This window comes from Rhizobium sp. P32RR-XVIII, from assembly GCF_012641395.1.
Taxonomy (GTDB): domain Bacteria; phylum Pseudomonadota; class Alphaproteobacteria; order Rhizobiales; family Rhizobiaceae; genus Rhizobium.
Genome location: NZ_JABAIH010000003.1, coordinates 655,091 through 671,346 on the forward strand (window position 1 = coordinate 655,091; position 16,256 = coordinate 671,346).

Annotated in this window: 19 protein-coding genes; 5 read left to right on the forward strand and 14 right to left on the reverse strand. The window is 61.2% G+C overall.

The window, feature by feature from the left end:
• Window positions 1–194: 194 nt before the first annotated feature.
• The 12 genes from phnE (HGP14_RS12720) to phnF all read right to left on the reverse strand — a co-directional run bounded on the left by phnE (HGP14_RS12720) (window position 195) and on the right by phnF (window position 10,578).
• Window positions 195–1,049: a phosphonate ABC transporter, permease protein PhnE gene (phnE, locus tag HGP14_RS12720; RefSeq protein ID WP_168830180.1), complete on the reverse strand. Its 855-nt coding sequence runs from the start codon at window positions 1,047–1,049 to the stop codon at window positions 195–197.
• Window positions 1,050–1,052: 3 nt separating this feature from the next.
• On the reverse strand, window positions 1,053–1,973 hold the full coding sequence (phnE, locus tag HGP14_RS12725; RefSeq protein WP_168830181.1) for a phosphonate ABC transporter, permease protein PhnE: 921 nt from the start codon (window positions 1,971–1,973) through the stop codon (window positions 1,053–1,055).
• A 66-nt stretch (window positions 1,974–2,039) separates the two neighbouring features.
• Complete coding sequence (phnD, locus tag HGP14_RS12730) at window positions 2,040–2,954, reverse strand: phosphonate ABC transporter substrate-binding protein (RefSeq protein WP_168830182.1); 915 nt, start codon at window positions 2,952–2,954, stop codon at window positions 2,040–2,042.
• Window positions 2,955–3,011: 57 nt separating this feature from the next.
• Window positions 3,012–3,833, reverse strand: coding sequence for a phosphonate ABC transporter ATP-binding protein (phnC, locus tag HGP14_RS12735; RefSeq protein WP_168830183.1), 822 nt, complete (start codon window positions 3,831–3,833; stop codon window positions 3,012–3,014).
• A gap of 216 nt (window positions 3,834–4,049) precedes the next feature.
• The gene (locus HGP14_RS12740) at window positions 4,050–5,222 is read right to left on the reverse strand and encodes an alpha-D-ribose 1-methylphosphonate 5-triphosphate diphosphatase (RefSeq protein WP_168830184.1); all 1,173 of its coding nucleotides are present in this window, start codon (window positions 5,220–5,222) and stop codon (window positions 4,050–4,052) included.
• Window positions 5,209–5,949 (reverse strand): phosphonate C-P lyase system protein PhnL, encoded by a 741-nt coding sequence (locus tag HGP14_RS12745; protein ID WP_168830318.1) that lies wholly within the window; start codon window positions 5,947–5,949, stop codon window positions 5,209–5,211. Before HGP14_RS12745 ends, HGP14_RS12740 begins: the two co-directional genes overlap by 14 nt.
• 21 nt (window positions 5,950–5,970) lie before the next feature.
• The gene (locus HGP14_RS12750; protein ID WP_168830185.1) at window positions 5,971–6,789 is read right to left on the reverse strand and encodes an ATP-binding cassette domain-containing protein; all 819 of its coding nucleotides are present in this window, start codon (window positions 6,787–6,789) and stop codon (window positions 5,971–5,973) included.
• Window positions 6,786–7,700 (reverse strand): alpha-D-ribose 1-methylphosphonate 5-phosphate C-P-lyase PhnJ, encoded by a 915-nt coding sequence (locus HGP14_RS12755; RefSeq protein WP_168830186.1) that lies wholly within the window; start codon window positions 7,698–7,700, stop codon window positions 6,786–6,788. Before HGP14_RS12755 ends, HGP14_RS12750 begins: the two co-directional genes overlap by 4 nt.
• Window positions 7,697–8,794, reverse strand: coding sequence for a carbon-phosphorus lyase complex subunit PhnI (locus tag HGP14_RS12760; RefSeq protein WP_168830187.1), 1,098 nt, complete (start codon window positions 8,792–8,794; stop codon window positions 7,697–7,699). Before HGP14_RS12760 ends, HGP14_RS12755 begins: the two co-directional genes overlap by 4 nt.
• A complete protein-coding gene (gene phnH, locus HGP14_RS12765; protein ID WP_168830188.1) occupies window positions 8,794–9,339 on the reverse strand; it encodes a phosphonate C-P lyase system protein PhnH in 546 nt (181 codons plus the stop codon). Before phnH ends, HGP14_RS12760 begins: the two co-directional genes overlap by 1 nt.
• The gene (locus HGP14_RS12770) at window positions 9,339–9,797 is read right to left on the reverse strand and encodes a phosphonate C-P lyase system protein PhnG (RefSeq protein WP_168830189.1); all 459 of its coding nucleotides are present in this window, start codon (window positions 9,795–9,797) and stop codon (window positions 9,339–9,341) included. Before HGP14_RS12770 ends, phnH begins: the two co-directional genes overlap by 1 nt.
• Window positions 9,790–10,578: a phosphonate metabolism transcriptional regulator PhnF gene (phnF, locus tag HGP14_RS12775; RefSeq protein WP_168830190.1), complete on the reverse strand. Its 789-nt coding sequence runs from the start codon at window positions 10,576–10,578 to the stop codon at window positions 9,790–9,792. The genes HGP14_RS12770 and phnF overlap by 8 nt, the downstream gene beginning before the upstream one ends.
• 587 nt (window positions 10,579–11,165) lie before the next feature.
• Between phnF and HGP14_RS36665 the strand changes: the two genes are divergently transcribed.
• Together HGP14_RS36665 and HGP14_RS12785 are read left to right on the forward strand one after the other, a co-directional pair.
• Complete coding sequence (locus HGP14_RS36665; protein ID WP_409527075.1) at window positions 11,166–11,363, forward strand: helix-turn-helix domain-containing protein; 198 nt, start codon at window positions 11,166–11,168, stop codon at window positions 11,361–11,363.
• Between the two features lie 126 nt (window positions 11,364–11,489).
• The gene (locus HGP14_RS12785; protein ID WP_168830191.1) at window positions 11,490–11,921 is read left to right on the forward strand and encodes a universal stress protein; all 432 of its coding nucleotides are present in this window, start codon (window positions 11,490–11,492) and stop codon (window positions 11,919–11,921) included.
• Between the two features lie 43 nt (window positions 11,922–11,964).
• Here the strand turns inward: HGP14_RS12785 and HGP14_RS12790 are convergent, their stop codons facing one another.
• The gene (locus HGP14_RS12790) at window positions 11,965–12,105 is read right to left on the reverse strand and encodes a hypothetical protein (protein ID WP_168830192.1); all 141 of its coding nucleotides are present in this window, start codon (window positions 12,103–12,105) and stop codon (window positions 11,965–11,967) included.
• Between the two features lie 140 nt (window positions 12,106–12,245).
• Between HGP14_RS12790 and HGP14_RS12795 the strand changes: the two genes are divergently transcribed.
• Genes HGP14_RS12795 through pcaF form a run of 3 tightly spaced genes read left to right on the forward strand, consistent with a single transcriptional unit; the run spans window position 12,246 to window position 14,871 of the window.
• Window positions 12,246–12,953, forward strand: a complete 708-nt coding sequence (locus HGP14_RS12795; protein WP_168830193.1) for a 3-oxoacid CoA-transferase subunit A — start codon at window positions 12,246–12,248, stop codon at window positions 12,951–12,953.
• Window positions 12,950–13,654 carry a CoA transferase subunit B gene (locus HGP14_RS12800; RefSeq protein ID WP_168830194.1) on the forward strand — a complete coding sequence of 235 codons (705 nt, stop codon included), beginning with the start codon at window positions 12,950–12,952 and terminating at the stop codon, window positions 13,652–13,654. The genes HGP14_RS12795 and HGP14_RS12800 overlap by 4 nt, the downstream gene beginning before the upstream one ends.
• A gap of 11 nt (window positions 13,655–13,665) precedes the next feature.
• The gene (gene pcaF / locus HGP14_RS12805; RefSeq protein WP_168830195.1) at window positions 13,666–14,871 is read left to right on the forward strand and encodes a 3-oxoadipyl-CoA thiolase; all 1,206 of its coding nucleotides are present in this window, start codon (window positions 13,666–13,668) and stop codon (window positions 14,869–14,871) included.
• A gap of 15 nt (window positions 14,872–14,886) precedes the next feature.
• Here pcaF and HGP14_RS12810 read toward each other — a convergent pair whose 3' ends face one another.
• Complete coding sequence (locus HGP14_RS12810; RefSeq protein WP_168830320.1) at window positions 14,887–16,254, reverse strand: MFS transporter; 1,368 nt, start codon at window positions 16,252–16,254, stop codon at window positions 14,887–14,889.
• Between the last annotated feature and the right edge of the window lie 2 nt (window positions 16,255–16,256).

Here is a 16,256-nt window from a genome sequence, read left to right on the forward strand (position 1 = left end):
CTCCCGCAGGGCTTCGTGGTTCAGACGCCCACTCCTCCTTCCAAGGGCGTCTGTCGGAACAGCGACACTCCTCCTCCCAGTCGCTGTTCGGTTCTTTTCGAAAGCCTGCCGCACCTCCTTCCGCGGCAGGCTTTCTCGTTTCCGGAGGTCGCTTTCTATGGTCCGAGATCGAGTTGCGCCGGGCTCTTTCGCCGCTAGCGCGCGCTGTCATTCTTGCCGATGATCTTACCGCGCAGCCAGGCGGAGGAAAGATCGATAACATAAACGACGGCAACGATCAGGAAGATGATCGTCCAGGCTTCCGGCCAGCGATAGGCAGCGATGCGATCCGCCAGCAGAAAGCCAATGCCGCCGGCGCCGACAATGCCGAGGACGGTGCCGGAGCGGGTGTTGGACTCGAAGTTATAGAGCATGATCGACAGGATCACCGGCATGGCCTGTGGCATGATGGCAAGCCGGATGGTCTGCAGCGGCCCGCCGCCCGAGGCCAGGACGCCATCGACGGGTTTGCGGGAGGTATTTTCGATCGCTTCCGAAAAGAGCTTGGCAAAGGTACCGATTTCGGAAACGGCAATGGCGAAGACGCCCGGAAGCGGGCCGAGGCCGAAGGCGCGGATGAAGATGAGCGCGAGTACGATCTGTTCGACAGCGCGTAGCGCATCGAACCCCCGGCGGGTCGATAGCCGCACCCAGCCGAGCGGCATGATGTTCTTGGCGCCAAGGAAGGCGAGCGGAAAGGCGACGATCGCGCCAAGCAGCGTTCCGAGGAAAGCCATCGAAATCGTCTGTCCCAGGCCGACAAGCACATCGCTCCATTCCTGCCAGGTCGTCCAGATATACGGCGGGAACATGAAGGAGAAGATCATGCCGAGCCGTGACAGGCCGTTCAGGATGCGCGCTGGTGAAATGTCGAAGAGATAGAGGCCGGCAATGAGCGGCAGGATAAGCGCCACCGCGCAGGCATAGCGCATCAGCCGCACGCGCGGCTCCACCGAGAAGGCGCCTGGAACGCGCTGCCGCAGCTCGGAAAAGGAAGAGCTATCTATCATGTCTCAGATACTCCGGCTTTCGATGCCGATGATGCGGTGGCGCAGCTTCTCGCTCAGGAAATCGATGATCACCACCGTGACGAGGATGATGACGAACAGCGCCGAGAGATCGGTATACTCCTGAAGGGACATGGCGGTGCGGATCTCCTGACCGAGACCGCCGGCTCCGACATAGCCGATGATCGAGGAGGAGCGCACGTTGATCTCGAAGCGCAGCAGCGTGTAGCTGATGATATTCGGGATGACCTGCGGCACGACGCCATAACGCATCTGATGAAACCAGGTGCCGCCCGAAGCCTTGACGCCTTCCAGCGGCCGCATGTCGATATTCTCATTCACCTCGGAATAGAGCTTGCCGAGTGAACCCGTCGCATGGGTGGCGATCGCCAGCACACCGGCAAGTGGCCCGACGCCGAAGCAGAAGACATATATAAGCGCCCAGACGATATCGGGGACCGTGCGGATGACCTCCAGATAGCGGCGGGAGGCGATCAGCAGAAAGCTGTTAGGGCTGAGGTTGCGGGCGGCCGGGAAGCTGAGGACGAAGGCGCCAACGACGCCGAAGAACGTTGCGACATAGGCGATCAGGATCGTTTCGCCGAGCAGTTCGAGCCAGACCGGCCAGCGCCAGAACCACTCGGCAAGGTCCGATCCGAGCGATTCAATACGCAAGTGCGGCAGCGTCTTGTAGAGATATTCGCCGAGGCGGGGCAGGGAGGCCCATAATTTCCAGGTGGCGATGCGCTCACCTGAGGGCAGATTGACCTCGGTCATGTCGAAGAAGCCGCCCGTCCAGGCCGTCAGCAGAACAGCGGCAGCAACGAGCGTGAGCGAAACAAGTTGCACGGTTTTGGCACGGCTGCGGACAAGGCGGTATTCGGCCTCGAACCGGCGGATGGTGATGGAGGGTGTCGCTGTCGTCATATCGGATCCTGGTCGTGGGAGCGCCGGATGGAACGGCGCTCCCGTGCATGACGTGGATGAGGGATGTCAGCCGTTGCGACGCTGCTTCTTCAGCCAGTCGCGCATGTCGACGATCCACTGGTACCGCTGGTGATCGACGTCGACATAACCCTTGGAAGTGGAGTTGTCGCCACCGCTCATTTCCTTGAAAGCGTCAGGCGCCTTTTCCGGCGTTGCCTTTACCGCCGCCTTGACCTCAGCAATCATGTCGGCGGGCAGGTTGGTGCGGGTGGTGAACGGGCCATTGGTGATTTCCGGCGACTGCCAGATACGGCAGATCTCGCCCTTCGGGATCATGCCCTTGGATTCCATGCGCTGCGGGATGCCGCTGACCTCGTTGTTGACATAGGTCGCGGCGGCGTCGAACTGCTTGTTGGCGACGGCCATGACGCCGGTTTCGTGGGCGCCGGAGAAGGGAATGGCCGAGAAAAAGGTTTTCGGATCGTAGCCTTGTTTGACGAGGTTGTAGAAGGGCACGGCATAGCCGGACGTCGAATCCGGATCGGCAAACGCCAGAACCTTTCCCTTCAGGTCGTCGACCGACTTGTAGCCGGAATCGCAACGAACGGTGATGACCGAATAGTAGCCGGTCGAGCCGTCCTGTTCCTGGTTTGCGAGCAGCGGTTCGACGCCGCCATTCGTCTCGGTATAGGCGGCGGCATAGGCCGAGGAGCCTAGGAAGGCGAATTCGATCTGGTCGGAGGCGAGCGCTTGGATGACGCCGTCATAATTGCCGGCGGTGAAGATCTCGACCTTCACGCCGAGTTCCTTTTCCAAATATTGCTGGAAGCCGACGCGGCGTGCGATGCGGTCTTTTTCGTTTTCGCCTGAGAGAACGCCGAGGCGGATCGTCTTGTACTGGTCTTTCCAACCGTCGGCATGGGCCTGGCTGGAAAGGGCAAGTGCAGCCGTTACGGCCGCAAGCATGAGGACGTTTTTCATTCCAACTCTCCTGTTGCAAAAGGAAAGCCAGCGGCCTAACGGAGCCGCGGGCGAAACTCATACCGCCTGGTAGACCTTCTCTTTTACGGTTCGACCTGCGTTGAATGAGGTGGATGTCACGGCCTCGTCGATTTCTGCGTCGAAATCGTCCGTACCGTAGATTTCGCGGACCCGTTCCTGAGTCAGATCCGCCGGTGCGCCGTCAAAGCGCACCCGCCCGGCCCGCATGGCTATGATGCGTTCGCAATAGTTGCGAGCAGTATCGAGCGTATGAAGATTGACGAGAACGGTAATGCCGTCCTCGCGGTTGACCTTGCGCAGCGCCTCCATGACGCGCGTCGCATTGGCCGGGTCGAGCGACGCGATCGGCTCGTCGGCAAGCATGATCTTCGGGCTCTGGACCAGCGCCTTGGCGATAGCGACGCGCTGTTGCTGTCCGCCTGATAACGTGCCCGCCCGCTGCAGCGCCTGTGGCACGAGGTCGAGCCGGTCGAGCGCACGGATCGCCATTTCCTTTTCCTCATCCGTGAAGCGGCGCAGCATGGAAGAGACGAACCCGTGTTGGGCGACGCGGCCGATCAGCACGTTGGTCAGGACATCCATGCGCTCGATCAGATTGAACTGCTGGAACACCATGGCGCAGGAGGCGCGCCAAAGGCGCAGCTCTCGGCCGCGCAACTTGGTGATGTCCTTGCCGTCGAACATGACGGTGCCGGATGTCGGATCGATCAGGCGGTTGATCAGCCGGAGCAACGTCGATTTGCCCGCCCCGCTGCGTCCGATGATGCCGACCATCTGTCCGGCATCGATCGACAGATTTACGTCGTCGACCGCGTGTGTTTGACCGAATTTCTTCTTGAGGGAGTGAAGTTCAAGCACCGGAAGACCTCTGCTTGTCAGAAACGTCAAAGACGCAACTGAATTATACTTAAATGCCAGCCTATGAAATGGAATATAGCATTCCCATATGATAGTTTTATTAAGTAATTTCTCAATATTTGCCGGTAGTTACGCTGTTTTTATCAAGTAATACATCCGAACTTTCCGGATGTATTTGTCAGGGGGAGTTTACACGGCCCTTCGGCATCAGGCCGCTTACGCAGCCTGTTGGAATCGCGAAACAATTCCGTCCGAATAGACCTGTTTGCCCCGGCAGAAGGTTGCCCGTACCCGCGGAAGGCGGCCGTGTTCGGCGATGACGAGATCGGCACGCAGTCCGATCTCGATCATGCCGCGGTCTGTAAGCCCGAGCGCCCTGGCGGGGTTGGCACTGACCAGTGCAACAGAAGCCGGCAATCCGCCCGATCCGGCATCCGCAAGCGCGATGGCCGCCGGAAGCATTGCTGAGGGATGGTAGTCGCTCGCCAGGATGTCGAGAACGCCGCGTTCATAGGCTTCGCGGGCGGAAAGATTGCCCGAATAGGACAGTCCGCGAAGTGCGTTCGGCGCGCCCATCGCGGTCGCAAGTCCGAGCTTGCGGGCCTCCTGAGCGGCGGCCATCGTTACCGGAAACTCGCTGATGCGCGCGCCCAGCCCCTCGACGATTGCGACCTTCTCGATGCTGTCATCGTCGTGGGAGGCGATGATGACGCCATGGTCGCGCGCCGTCGCGGCAATGCCCTGCAGATTGTCGACCGCGTCATTGTTCTGGGCGCGGTTTTCCATGCGTTCGCGCACGCGCTGGGCAGCCTGCTCAAGGGTGATCTTGTTGTTGCGCGCGATCGTTTCGATATGCCGTTCGACATCGCGATACTGGCCCTGACCTGGCGTATGGTCCATCAGCGATATGAGATCGAGGGCGCCGGCTCGCAGCAGATCTTCGATCACGACGCGGGCGTGGGTGAAGGTGATTTCGAAGCGCGCATGAACCCTATGGTCGATCAGAAGATCGTTTTTTCGGAGATCAACGAGGGTCTGGATGATCGAGCGTGAATGTTCTTCCGAGCGAATATGGCCGTAGCTGCTGTTGGCATGGAAGGACAGGGCCGCATAGGCGGTGGTGATGCCGTTGCCGGCGAGCTTCTTGTCGAGTTCGAAAATGCCGAGCTCCAGCGGAAAGCGCACATTCGGCCGCGGCTCGATCTCGCGCTCGATCATGTCGCCATGCATGTCGATAAAGCCGGGAAGCAGAAGCCTGCCATCGCCGAAAATATCGGCCGAAGCCACCGGCTCCTCTCTGATGTCAGCGATCATGCCATCTTCGATCCTAATTGCGCCGCGCGGTATGGTCCTATCGCGCAACACGATTTCGAAATCACTCAGCCACATTCTCTGCTCCATCGTGGATCTGTTTGGTTTGAAGGCTGATTTCGCGGTCGATGAGATCCGCGACATCGTTGGGGTGATGAAAGACGCCGATCATCGCGACACCCGCGGCTTTCAGCTCGGCTAGACGGGCAACAAGTGCGCGGCGCGCGTTTTTATCGAGCGAGGCGGTCGGCTCGTCGAGGAACAGGAGCCGCTGTGGCAGGATGAGCGCACGCGCCAGATTGACCTTCTGCTGCTCGCCGCCGGAAAAGGTGGAGGGGTAGGCGGCCCACAGTCCAGGCTTGACGCCGAAGGCGGAGAGCCAGCGGCGGGCCTCCTCGATCGCTTCGCTATAAGGTCGGCCGGCAAGGCGCAGCGGTTCGGCAACCAATTCTTCGGCCGCTACGCGCGGTCGCGCCTGCAGGAACTGCGTCACGAAGCCGATCTCCCGATGCCGCAGGAGAGCGATATCGACATCGGCTGCTACCGTCAGGTCGATGACGCCTTCGCGCGTGTGGTAATAGGCATGGCCTGATCGCGGCAGATAGGAACGGTAAAGTGTGCGCAGCAGGGTTGATTTGCCGGCGCCGTTTTCTCCCGTCAGCAGGATGAATTCGCCTTCGCGCAGCTCGAAATCGACCTTGTCGAAGGCGTGCAACGTGCGTTTGAGATGATGCATCTCGAAATGCTTGGCCAGTCCCTGGACAGAGAGGATCGTTTGCGCGGAAGCGGCGGGATGTGTGTGCATGTTCACCGGGTCAGCCTCCTGTCAAAGCTTCGCATGCACGAGCTGTTGCGTGTATTCATGCTGCGGATCCTGAAAGATCTGGTCGGCGAGGCCCTCTTCGACGGCTTCGCCGTTGCGCATCACCATGACACGGTCCGCCATGGTGCGGATAACACCGAGATCATGCGAAACGATGACGATAGTGATGCGGCGCTCGCGCTGCAGCCGCTTCAGCGTGTCGAGCACCAGCGCCTGGACGCTCACATCGAGCCCCGTCGTCGGCTCGTCGAGCAGAAGTAGGGCCGGTTCGAGCGCGATCGCCTTGGCAAGCTGCACGCGCTGCTGCATGCCGCCAGACAGTTCTGCCGGGCGGGCATCCATGCGCGCTACCGGAAATTCCGAGGCATCGAGCGCGCCTTTCGCGCGGGCGCGAAGCACAGCAAAATTCCGCTCGCCGGCAATCAGCAGCCGCTCGGCGACATTGCCGCTACTCGTATGGTTCATTCGAAGACCAAGATGCGGGTTCTGGTAAACGATGCCGATATGGCGCGCCCGCAGCATCCGCCGTTCGAAACGGTCGAGCGTGAAGAGATTGAGGTCTTCACGGCCCGGAAGCGCCAGCCTGTATTCGCCGTTATCGGGCCTGTCTTCGAGGTTCATCATCCTAAGCAGCGTCGATTTGCCGGAGCCGGATTCGCCGACGATGCCCAGCACTTCGCCGGGATAGACGGTGACGTCGACGCCGCGCAGCGCCTGCACGTCACCGAAGTTCTTGCGGATGCCGTTCATCGTCAGGATGGGCGAGGACAGCATCAGCCGCGGCGGCTGGCGCCCGGAGGCGGAAAGATTTGCGGCGGTCATTGCTCGATCCTGCCTTGCTTGTAATAGGTTTCGCCAATGGCGACGGTCTCGCCGTTCCGTTTGCGGATATGCTTGACGCCGTACTGGCTGTCGGAGACCTCAAAGCTCGAGGAGCCGTCGTCCTGCGGCAGTTCGTTCATGAAGTAGCCTGTTACGCCGCTGCGATGACAAATCTTGTCGGCATGATCTTCGATCCGATAGGGCACGTCGTCGAAAACGAGCGGTTCGACGCGCGTATAGGGCGGCACGGCATGGATACGCTTTTCGCGACCGGCGGAGAGGATGGTGAGGTTCGCCGCCTGGTTCATCTTCGGCACGTCCCAGCGCGGGATCGGCGAAGGGGTCATCACATGGCGCCCGTTGACCATGCTCGGATAGCTGGAACCCTGCATGATGCGGCCGGAGCGCACGAGCTGTTCGTAGAGTGTCAGCCAGAGCTGACCATAATCGGCGTCACCATGCATGATGCGCGCTTCGGACATATCCGGCTGGACCGGACGCAGCGGCTCCGGATTGGGAACCTGCAGCACGAGGATCTGGTCTTCGCGCAGTTTCTCCTCCGGAATGCGATGGCGCGACTGGATGATATCGGCCTCCAGCGTATCCAGGGTCTCCCTGGCCGAGCTGACGCGGCGCAGGAACTTGCGGATGCTGCTGGCATTGACGGAATCGTCGGCGCCCTGGTCGATGACCTTGACGACGGAGGTGGGTTTCAAGAGCGTCAGCGTCACCTGCAGACCGCCGGTTCCCCAGCCTCGGGCGATCGGCACTTCGCGGCTGGCATAGGGCACCTGATAGCCGGGAATGGCAATGGCTTTCAGGATACGGCGGCGCATCTCCCGCTTGGCGGATTCATCCAGGAAGCCATAGCTGAAGGCCGCCCAAGGTTTGGTCAATTGATCGAGTTTCACGGCATTGCCTTTTCGAGTTCGGCCTGCTTTGCCGCGCCATCTTGGGGCGCGCTGGTTTCATTGGCAGCCTTATCGGCCTTGACGCGCCGCAGCGCATCGAGGCTCGACTGGAAGGTCACATAGTGCGGCAGCTTGAAGTGGATGCAGAAGCCCGAGCTTTCGACGGGCTCTGTATGGTAGAGGATGAACTCCTCGTTCGAGGCCGGATGCGGATTGGGCTGGTTGGAGGCGAGATCGAGCGAGGCGGCGGCGATGACCTTCACCTCGTTCCAGCCGAAGGTGGCGGAAAAGCCGAGCTCCAGGCTCTTGCTCTTGGAGATGACTTCGCTCTGGCTGACGCGGGCGCGTCCGGCGCTGAAGAGCGTACCGCGCGGATGGCGGATGCGCACTTCGGCTTCGCCGAGCCGCAGCTCGTTGACGGTCGGGTGGACGCTGCCATAACCACGCATGGTGGAGTAGCCGAGCGCCAGCGTGCCGCCGGTATCGGCACGCGCAAGGCTCTGCAGCTTGTGGGCGCGGCTTGCCGGGAACAGCAGCGGTTCGCGGGTGACGTCGGGAATCTCGTCGAGCCGCATATCCTCGGCCGGCGTCTCGGCGATCAGGCCCTGCGCCTTCTGCCAGACCGTCAGCGACGGCTGTGTGGCGGGTGCCGGCTGGTCTGCCGCTTCCACCGACTCGGGAACGAAAGCCGTGCCGTTCAGCACGTCGACATTCAGCAGACGATGCGAATAGTCGAGCGTCGGCCCGAGGATCTGGCCGCCCGGAATATCCTTGAAAGCAGCCGAAATACGTCTGACGGTAAAGAGCTCCTGCTGGCGAACCGGCTCTGCAATCGTCAAGCGCGGCTGGGTCGTGCGGTAGGCGCGCAGCAGCAGTACTGCCTCGTAGAGGTCGCCGCCGGACTGAGCGAGCGCCAGCGCCGCTAGCTCGGGCGCGTAGAGCGAAGCCTCGCCCATGACACGGTCGACGAGGTAGGGCAGGCTCTCGCCGATCGCCTCGACGCGGGCCTTGTCGATCTGTCCAAGCTCTTCGCGGTAGAGACGCTCGGACTGTTCAATAGCGTGTTCGCCGCCGCGCGTTGCAACATAGGCCATCAGAGCACCTCTATCTTCGTGGAGCGGGGAATACCGATCAGGCTTTCGCCATCGGCGAGGTAGATGTCCCAGCCTAGGGGATAACGGATGGCCTCGGCGCGCAGCGCCCAGAAATCCGGATGCACACCATCGATGGAGATATCGATGGAACCGTTGACGCCGGGGCCGGTAAGGCGAAGCCTCGTTCCAGAACCGATCTGTGCCTGTGCGAAAATCGTCGCCGAGGCATCAGGATAGAGCAAGTTGCCCGAAAGCATCGCCGAAAGCGCGGACACTTCCGCGTGGTCACCGATCGATGCGAAGACATATTCAGCCTGCGGCAGGGCCACGGCGTGGGCACCGATCCTGGCAATGTCGGATTTCAGCCCCTCATCGGAGCAGAAGAAGCTGCATTCGCGGTCGAGCAGGCTTTCCGCCAGCGCGAGCAGGCCTGGAAAGGGCAGGGGCTGGACACGGCCGGGGCGGGCTAGCGCCCACATCAGCGCATCGAAAGTGACGTTGGAACGCACGTCCTCATCAGTCGGAAGGAGCAAGGTCTGGCTCATCAGAAGGTCTCCATCCGTACGCGCGTCGCCTCGACCTTGCGCAGCCTAATGTCGTCGTCTTGCGCCTGACGGCGTTCTTCATTTGCCAGAAAGGTCACGATACCGGTCTTGCCGATATCGCCTGTGAAGCTCGCATCGATGACGGCCATTGCCATCGCATGTTCGAGATCACGCCCGATGACGGCGCCATAGCCTTCCACGCCCTGGTCCGGCAGGCGGATATGGGCTTCGGCCATCAGTACCTCGCCGAGATGGAAGGCCGTGTTCTGTACAGTGTCGATATAGGGCAGCATCGCAAGGCCGGTGCGGTTCACGAGAACCTCCACCGGTCCCAGCTCATCGAGTAAATCCTCCGCAACAGCCTTGATTCCTTTGGCATCGGCCCTGGCAAGAATGTCGAGCATGCTTGCATGGCTGAAGCTGGCAGGGGGCGCGCCGGCTTCCATGGTTTCATTCATCGTCCTGTCCTTTCGCCGGGGTCGCGACGTGATCCTCCGGCTCGTTGTCAATGCTGAATTGCACGCGTTCTCCGGCCCAGACCGTCTCGGAATAGGCGATCGGCCGGCCTTCCATGTCGACGTCGGTCTTCTGGACGACGAGCACCGGCTGCTGGCGCGATTGTGCGAGAAGCTGCGCTTCATCGCCGATCGCCCGGCGGGTGAGGATCATGGTGCTCTGCCGGACATAGTCAGGAATGCCGAAGGCAGCGTAGATGCTGGTGACCGACTCACCCGCGCGGCGGCGCAGATGCATATTCGGGAACCGCTCCACCGGATGGTAGGAATGGCTGAGGCTGATCGGTACGTCGTCGGCAAAGCCGCGCCGGGCGATCATGTAGACCTTGGCGCCTTCGAGGAGCTTCAGCGCCGCAGCGACGCCGGGTGGCGCTGCGATCTCGGATTCTGAGACCGGCTGGCCGGAGGGGACGCGCCCCTGTTCCAGCAGGTTTTTGCGAAAGCGCGTTCGCCGGGCGATATTGTAGGTGATGACGGACTGCTCTTCCACGAAGGTGCCGCGGCCTTGTTCAACCCGCACCTTACCGGCAGAAGCCAATTCGGCGATCGCCCGCCGTACGCTGTGCCGGCCGACCTTGAACTGATCCATGATCTCGGTTTCCGTCGGCAGACGGCTTCCGGGCGCAAGAGCACCCGAGGCGATATCCCTGTTGATTTGTTTTTCAACGATCTGCCACTGGCCGGACCGCGATCTCGCTTCGATCGAACGTTGTTCATAAATCATTCGGATGAATCCTAAATTCATTCGGATGACTTAACATAGCGGCTGCCGGTGACGCTTTTGTGTAAGCGGCGGAAGATTTGCGACATCGACAGCTACGCGGACAAACGACCATGGGAACGAGACCCGTCAACTGGGTCTTTTTCAATCTCGCGAAACGGGTGGCGGCGGCGCTGGGCGATCATGAGCGACCGAACCGGACAAAGCTCGCTACGCTCAACCTCGCCTTAAGACACGATAGCCGCGCTGATCCGTGCGGCAATCGTGTCGCTAAACCCGGCGAGAGGCTAGCATGAGGTTGCTTCCCGGATGATGGCCTTGGTCGACCTCTCCGCATTTCGATAGAATGTCGTCGACAACGGACGCGCGCGAACGACGCCGCCGTTCGGGCATCGCGTAATCGCGAGAAGGCTCATCGTCAATCATAGCGCTTCTTAATCACGCGGCGGAAGGTGGTTGGTGCTTTCGCGGGTATCCTCCAGTGTTGTCTACTAATGGTCGCAATGTGAAAATCGCGGGGCTAACGTTCGATCTCCGTCAAGACAGCATTTCAGCCCTGTCGAAATTGGACCCTTGACACGCTCGCGGACATTGGTGGCCCGTCCCGGGCAACCCTCGTTCGCGCGCTTCAGAGGATTTGTGGAATAGCGCTGCTGACATATCTTGCCGAGGTTCGGTTTGACGCTGCAAGGCGGCGGCTGGTCGACTCGGCAGATTCCATCGCCCAAGTTGCCGCCGAAGTCGGATACCAGTCCGAAGCGGGCCCTGAGCCGTGCTTTCCACCGTAGATTTGGCATTAGACCGCGTTACGCGATAATTATGAACAACGGGTTCTGTCGCAAAGCGGCCGTCGATAGACTCTACCTTCGACTGTGGTTTATGTTCGGTTCGCGCAAGCGAACAGGAGTACGACGATGTTCAAGCACATCCTTGTCGCAACAGACGGGTCTGATCTTGCGACGAATGCAGTGAAGCAGGCTTCCGAGCTAGCTCAAATACTCAAGGCAAAAATCACGATCGTAACAGTAAGTTCGATCCCCTCAATGTTCTTCGCACCAGACGTTTGGTCGCCCCTCATGTACGAAGACATCGCGAAGGGCAATGCGGAGCAAAGCAAGAAGACACTCCAAGCGGCTGCGAAGCTATGCACGGGTGACGTCGATACGGTCGCGGTCGAGAGCGCGAGCCCTGCCGATGGTATCGTGGATACCGCAGAGCGGATTGGCAGTGACCTCATTATGATGGGATCGCATGGATACCGTGGGATCAATCGGCTGATCCTCGGGAGCCAAGCATCAAAGGTTTTGAGCCTCGCCAAGGGGACCGTCTTAATCGTCAAAGGATGATCGCCAGCCGCGCAGGCGCGGCGTCCGGTCCCCGCAAGCCTGGTCACTGCGTCGCTGGTGCCGCGGTCACGCGCCAGATCGTGTTGCCGACATCGTCGGCGATCAGCAGACCGCCGGCCTTGTCGACCGCAAGTCCGACGGGACGGCCATGGGTGTCGTCCCGGTCGCGCAACGACTCCGCCATTTTGGTCTCTCAGTTTGTGCGATATACGAACAAATATCAAATAACGCACAAATCTCTTGCTGGTCCTGCCATCTCGTTTTATCCATTGGTCCAGAGGCGGGGAGGAGCATCCCGCCGAACCGGGCAAGGAGTGATCCAGCATGGACAAAACTATCGGGAACACGGCGGAGGCCGTTTCCGAAATCGGTGACGGGGCGACCGTCATGATCGGTGGCTTCGGCGGGTCGGGCGCGCCGATCGAGCTGATCCACGCCCTGATCGACAAGCGGCCGAAGAACCTCACGGTGATCAACAACAATGCCGGCAACGGCCGCATCGGCATTGCCGCAATGATCGACGCGGGCATGGTGCGGAAGATGATCTGCTCCTTCCCGCGGTCGTCGGACCCGCGCGCCTTCACGGAGAAATATCTGGCCGGTCAGATAGAGCTGGAACTGGTGCCTCAGGGAACGCTCGCCGAGCGGATCCGCGCCGGTGGCGCCGGCATCCCGGCCTTCTACACGCCGACCGGCTACGGCACCGAGCTTGCGCAAGGCAAGGTCATCGCCGAATTCGACGGCAGGCATTACGTGCAGGAGCGCTGGCTGAAGGCCGATTTCGCCATCGTCAAGGCGCATGTCGGCGACACCCACGGTAACCTCATCTACAACAAGGCCGGACGCAACTTCAATCCGCTGATGTGCATGGCGGCGGCGAAGACCATCGTCCAGGTCTCCAAAATCGTTCCCGCCGGCGGCATCGAACCCGAGCATGTCGTCACCCCCGGCATCTTCGTCGACCGCGTCGTCGAGGTCGCCAATCCCGCCCAGGAAGAAGAGCTCGTTCGAGCCGGAGTGGCTTATCAATGACCATCGATATCAGCCCCATCAACACTCGCGAAGACATCAAGCTTTCCAATGCCAGCATCGCATGGCGCGCCGCTCAGGACATCGCCGACGGCGCCTATGTGAACCTCGGCATCGGCTTTCCGGAAATGGTGGCGCGCTACCAGCCGCCCGGCCGCCAGGCGATCTTCCATACGGAAAACGGCATCCTCGATTTCGGCGAGGCACCGCCCGCCGGTGAAGAGGACTGGGATCTCATCAATGCCGGCAAGCGGCCGGTGACGCTGAAGCCCGGCTCGGCCTTCTTCCACCATGCCGACAGCTTCGCCATGGTGCGTGGCGGCCATCTCGACGTCGCGATTCTCGGCGCTTACCAGGTCGCCCAGAACGGCGACCTCGCCAACTGGCGGGTCGGCGCCAAGGGCGTGCCGGCTGTCGGCGGCGCCATGGACCTCGTGCACGGCGCCAAACAGGTCTGCGTCATCACCGAGCACGTCACCAAGAACGGCGAGCCGAAGCTGGTCGACAAATGCACCTTCCCGCTGACGGGCGTCGCCTGCATCACCCGCGTCTATACCAGCCACGCCGTCATCGATATCGTGAAGGGCCGTTTCGTGCTGCGCGAGAAGCTCGCTGCGATGACGGTCGAGGAATTGCAGGCGATGACCGGCGCACCGCTCCATATCGATGGCCCGGTCGCCGATCTCGTCGTTCCGGAACTCTGAGGAGAAGCCTAATGGCTGACGCTTTTATCTGCGATTATATTCGCACCCCCATTGGCCGCTTTGGCGGCTCGCTGTCGGCCGTTCGCGCCGATGATCTCGGCGCAGTGCCGTTGAAGGCGCTGATCGAGCGCAACGGTAAGGTGGATTGGGAAGCCGTCGACGATGTGATTTTCGGCTGCGCCAACCAGGCCGGCGAGGACAATCGCAACATCGCCCGTATGTCGTCGCTGCTTGCCGGCCTGCCGGTCTCGGTGCCCGGCACGACGATCAACCGCCTCTGCGGCTCCGGCATGGATGCGGTCATCGCCGCCGCCCGTGCGGTTCGCGCCGGTGAGGCTGAGCTGATGATTGCCGGCGGCGTTGAAAGCATGTCGCGCGCACCCTTTGTCATGCCGAAGGCCGAGACGGCCTTTTCGCGCAACGCCGAGATCTACGACACGACAATCGGCTGGCGCTTCATCAATCCTCTGATGAAAAAGCAGTACGGCGTCGATTCCATGCCGGAGACCGGCGAGAACGTTGCCGAGGACTACAAGGTCTCGCGTGAGGACCAGGACGCCTTTGCGGTCCGCAGCCAGGCCAAGGCCGCGGCGGCGCAGGCCAACGGCCGGCTAGCAAAGGAAATTACCTCCGTCACCATTCCGCAGCGCAAGGGCGACCCTATTGTCGTTGAGAAGGATGAGCATCCGCGTGCGACCACGATGGAAGCGCTCGCCAAGCTCTCCACGCCCTTCAAGAAGGAGGGCGGCACCGTGACGGCCGGTAACGCCTCCGGCGTCAACGATGGTGCTGCTGCCCTGATCATCGCGAGCGAAGCTGCGGCGAAGAAATATGGACTGACTCCGATCGCTCGCATCCTGGGTGGGGCAGCAGGCGGCGTGCCGCCGCGCATCATGGGCATTGGTCCGGTTCCAGCATCGCGCAAGCTGATGGCTCGGCTTGGCATGACACAGGACCAGTTCGATGTGATCGAACTCAACGAAGCCTTCGCCTCGCAGGGCCTGGCAGTTCTGCGCGAACTCGGCATTGCCGACGACGACGGTCGCGTGAACCGCAATGGCGGTGCCATAGCGCTCGGCCATCCGCTTGGCATGTCCGGTGCACGGATCGCCGGAACGGCAGCGCTGGAGCTTGCCGGAATCGGCGGGCGGTATTCGCTCTCAACGATGTGCATTGGCGTCGGGCAGGGGATTGCTGTAGCCCTAGAGCGGGTGTGAGGACCGAGCCTACGGCTAACCCTCGCGCATCTTGCGGTTCACAAGATCGTCGCCTGCGTTTCGCGGCAAACGCCAGAAAGTGATGACGCTCGACGCGGAAATGAGGCCGACGACGACGAAGGCGATCTGGAAATCGATGTTCTCCAACGTGCCGCCGTGCAGGCTGCTGGATATATCGAGGGACGCCCCGGCAACTGCGACGCCAGTCGCCATGGAAAGGCGCTGCGCGACGGCATTGATTGCCGTCGCCTGCCCGCTGTCGGCGTCATCGACATCCCCGAACGCCATGGCATTGACCCCGGAAAAGGCCATTGAGCGCAGCACGCCGCCGACGAGCAGGCATGCCATGATCAGCGAGAGCGGCGTGCCCGGGTGGAAAAGTCCGTTGATGCCTAGAAGAATTGCGGACAGTATGGTCGTGACAATGAGGACGCGGCGGAAGCCGAAAGCGCCGAACATGCGCGCAGCTCCGAATTTCGAGCTCAGCGAGCCGATTGCCGTGACGAAGGTCACCATGCCGGACTGAAACGGCGACAGGCCAAATCCCAATTGCAGCATCAGTGGCATCAGGAAAGGCAACGCGCCCAAGCCCATGCGGAAATTGGAAGCCCCGACAATCGCAGCGCGAAACATCGGATAGCGGAACATCCTCGGATCGAGAAGCGGATGCGCCACACGTCGCGCCCGAAGCAGATAGATTATGCCGGACAGGGCTCCCACCGCGACCGTCGCATAGCCGTAGTATCTGGGCACAGCCGGCAGGCTGACGATGGAAATACCAAGGATAAGGGCGCCGAAGCTTATTGCGGAGAGGAAAAAACCCGGAAAGTCGAGCGGCTTCGGGACACGCGTTTCGACGGGCGGAAGAAGTCTCGTGACGAGGATGATGCCGACAATACCGATCGGAACATTGATCCAAAAGATCCAGTGCCAGCTGAGATAGGTCGTGAGGAACCCGCCGACCGGCGGCCCGAGGATCGGGCCGATGAGGGCAGGGATCGTCAGCCATGCCAGTGCATCGACCAACTGGTTGCGGGGGGTGCCGCGCACCAGAAGGAGCCTGCTCACCGGCGTCATCATCGATCCGCCCGCGCCCTGAATGAGGCGTGCGAAGACGAAGGCCTCGATGGAATTGGAGAACGCGCAGCCGATGGAGCCGATCATGAAAACCCCGATCGCCAGCCGGAAGACGTTCAGCGCGCCGAAACGATCGGACATCCAGCCGCTTATGGGGATAAAGACCGCAAGCGCCACCAGATAGCTGGTCACCGCGAGTTTCAGGGCGATAGGCGACGTGCCGATATCGGCTGCAATCGCGGGCAGGCTGGTTGCGATGATTGTCGAGTCCATCCGTTCCATGAACAGAGCGACTGCGAGGATGATTG

What these genes read in the sequence shown, in the direction of transcription:
- phnE (WP_168830180.1), bottom strand. Translation starts at nt 1,049, where the DNA reads ATGATAGATAGCTCTTCCTTTTCCGAGCTGCGGCAGCGCGTTCCAGGC.
- phnE (WP_168830181.1), bottom strand. Translation starts at nt 1,973, where the DNA reads ATGACGACAGCGACACCCTCCATCACCATCCGCCGGTTCGAGGCCGAA.
- phnD (WP_168830182.1), bottom strand. Translation starts at nt 2,954, where the DNA reads ATGAAAAACGTCCTCATGCTTGCGGCCGTAACGGCTGCACTTGCCCTT.
- HGP14_RS12740 (WP_168830184.1), bottom strand. Translation starts at nt 5,222, where the DNA reads ATGTGGCTGAGTGATTTCGAAATCGTGTTGCGCGATAGGACCATACCG.
- HGP14_RS12745 (WP_168830318.1), bottom strand. Translation starts at nt 5,949, where the DNA reads ATGCACACACATCCCGCCGCTTCCGCGCAAACGATCCTCTCTGTCCAG.
- HGP14_RS12750 (WP_168830185.1), bottom strand. Translation starts at nt 6,789, where the DNA reads ATGACCGCCGCAAATCTTTCCGCCTCCGGGCGCCAGCCGCCGCGGCTG.
- HGP14_RS12760 (WP_168830187.1), bottom strand. Translation starts at nt 8,794, where the DNA reads ATGGCCTATGTTGCAACGCGCGGCGGCGAACACGCTATTGAACAGTCC.
- phnH (WP_168830188.1), bottom strand. Translation starts at nt 9,339, where the DNA reads ATGAGCCAGACCTTGCTCCTTCCGACTGATGAGGACGTGCGTTCCAAC.
- HGP14_RS12770 (WP_168830189.1), bottom strand. Translation starts at nt 9,797, where the DNA reads ATGAATGAAACCATGGAAGCCGGCGCGCCCCCTGCCAGCTTCAGCCAT.
- phnF (WP_168830190.1), bottom strand. Translation starts at nt 10,578, where the DNA reads ATGATTTATGAACAACGTTCGATCGAAGCGAGATCGCGGTCCGGCCAG.
- HGP14_RS12785 (WP_168830191.1), top strand. Translation starts at nt 11,490, where the DNA reads ATGTTCAAGCACATCCTTGTCGCAACAGACGGGTCTGATCTTGCGACG.
- HGP14_RS12790 (WP_168830192.1), bottom strand. Translation starts at nt 12,105, where the DNA reads ATGGCGGAGTCGTTGCGCGACCGGGACGACACCCATGGCCGTCCCGTC.
- HGP14_RS12795 (WP_168830193.1), top strand. Translation starts at nt 12,246, where the DNA reads ATGGACAAAACTATCGGGAACACGGCGGAGGCCGTTTCCGAAATCGGT.
- HGP14_RS12800 (WP_168830194.1), top strand. Translation starts at nt 12,950, where the DNA reads ATGACCATCGATATCAGCCCCATCAACACTCGCGAAGACATCAAGCTT.
- pcaF (WP_168830195.1), top strand. Translation starts at nt 13,666, where the DNA reads ATGGCTGACGCTTTTATCTGCGATTATATTCGCACCCCCATTGGCCGC.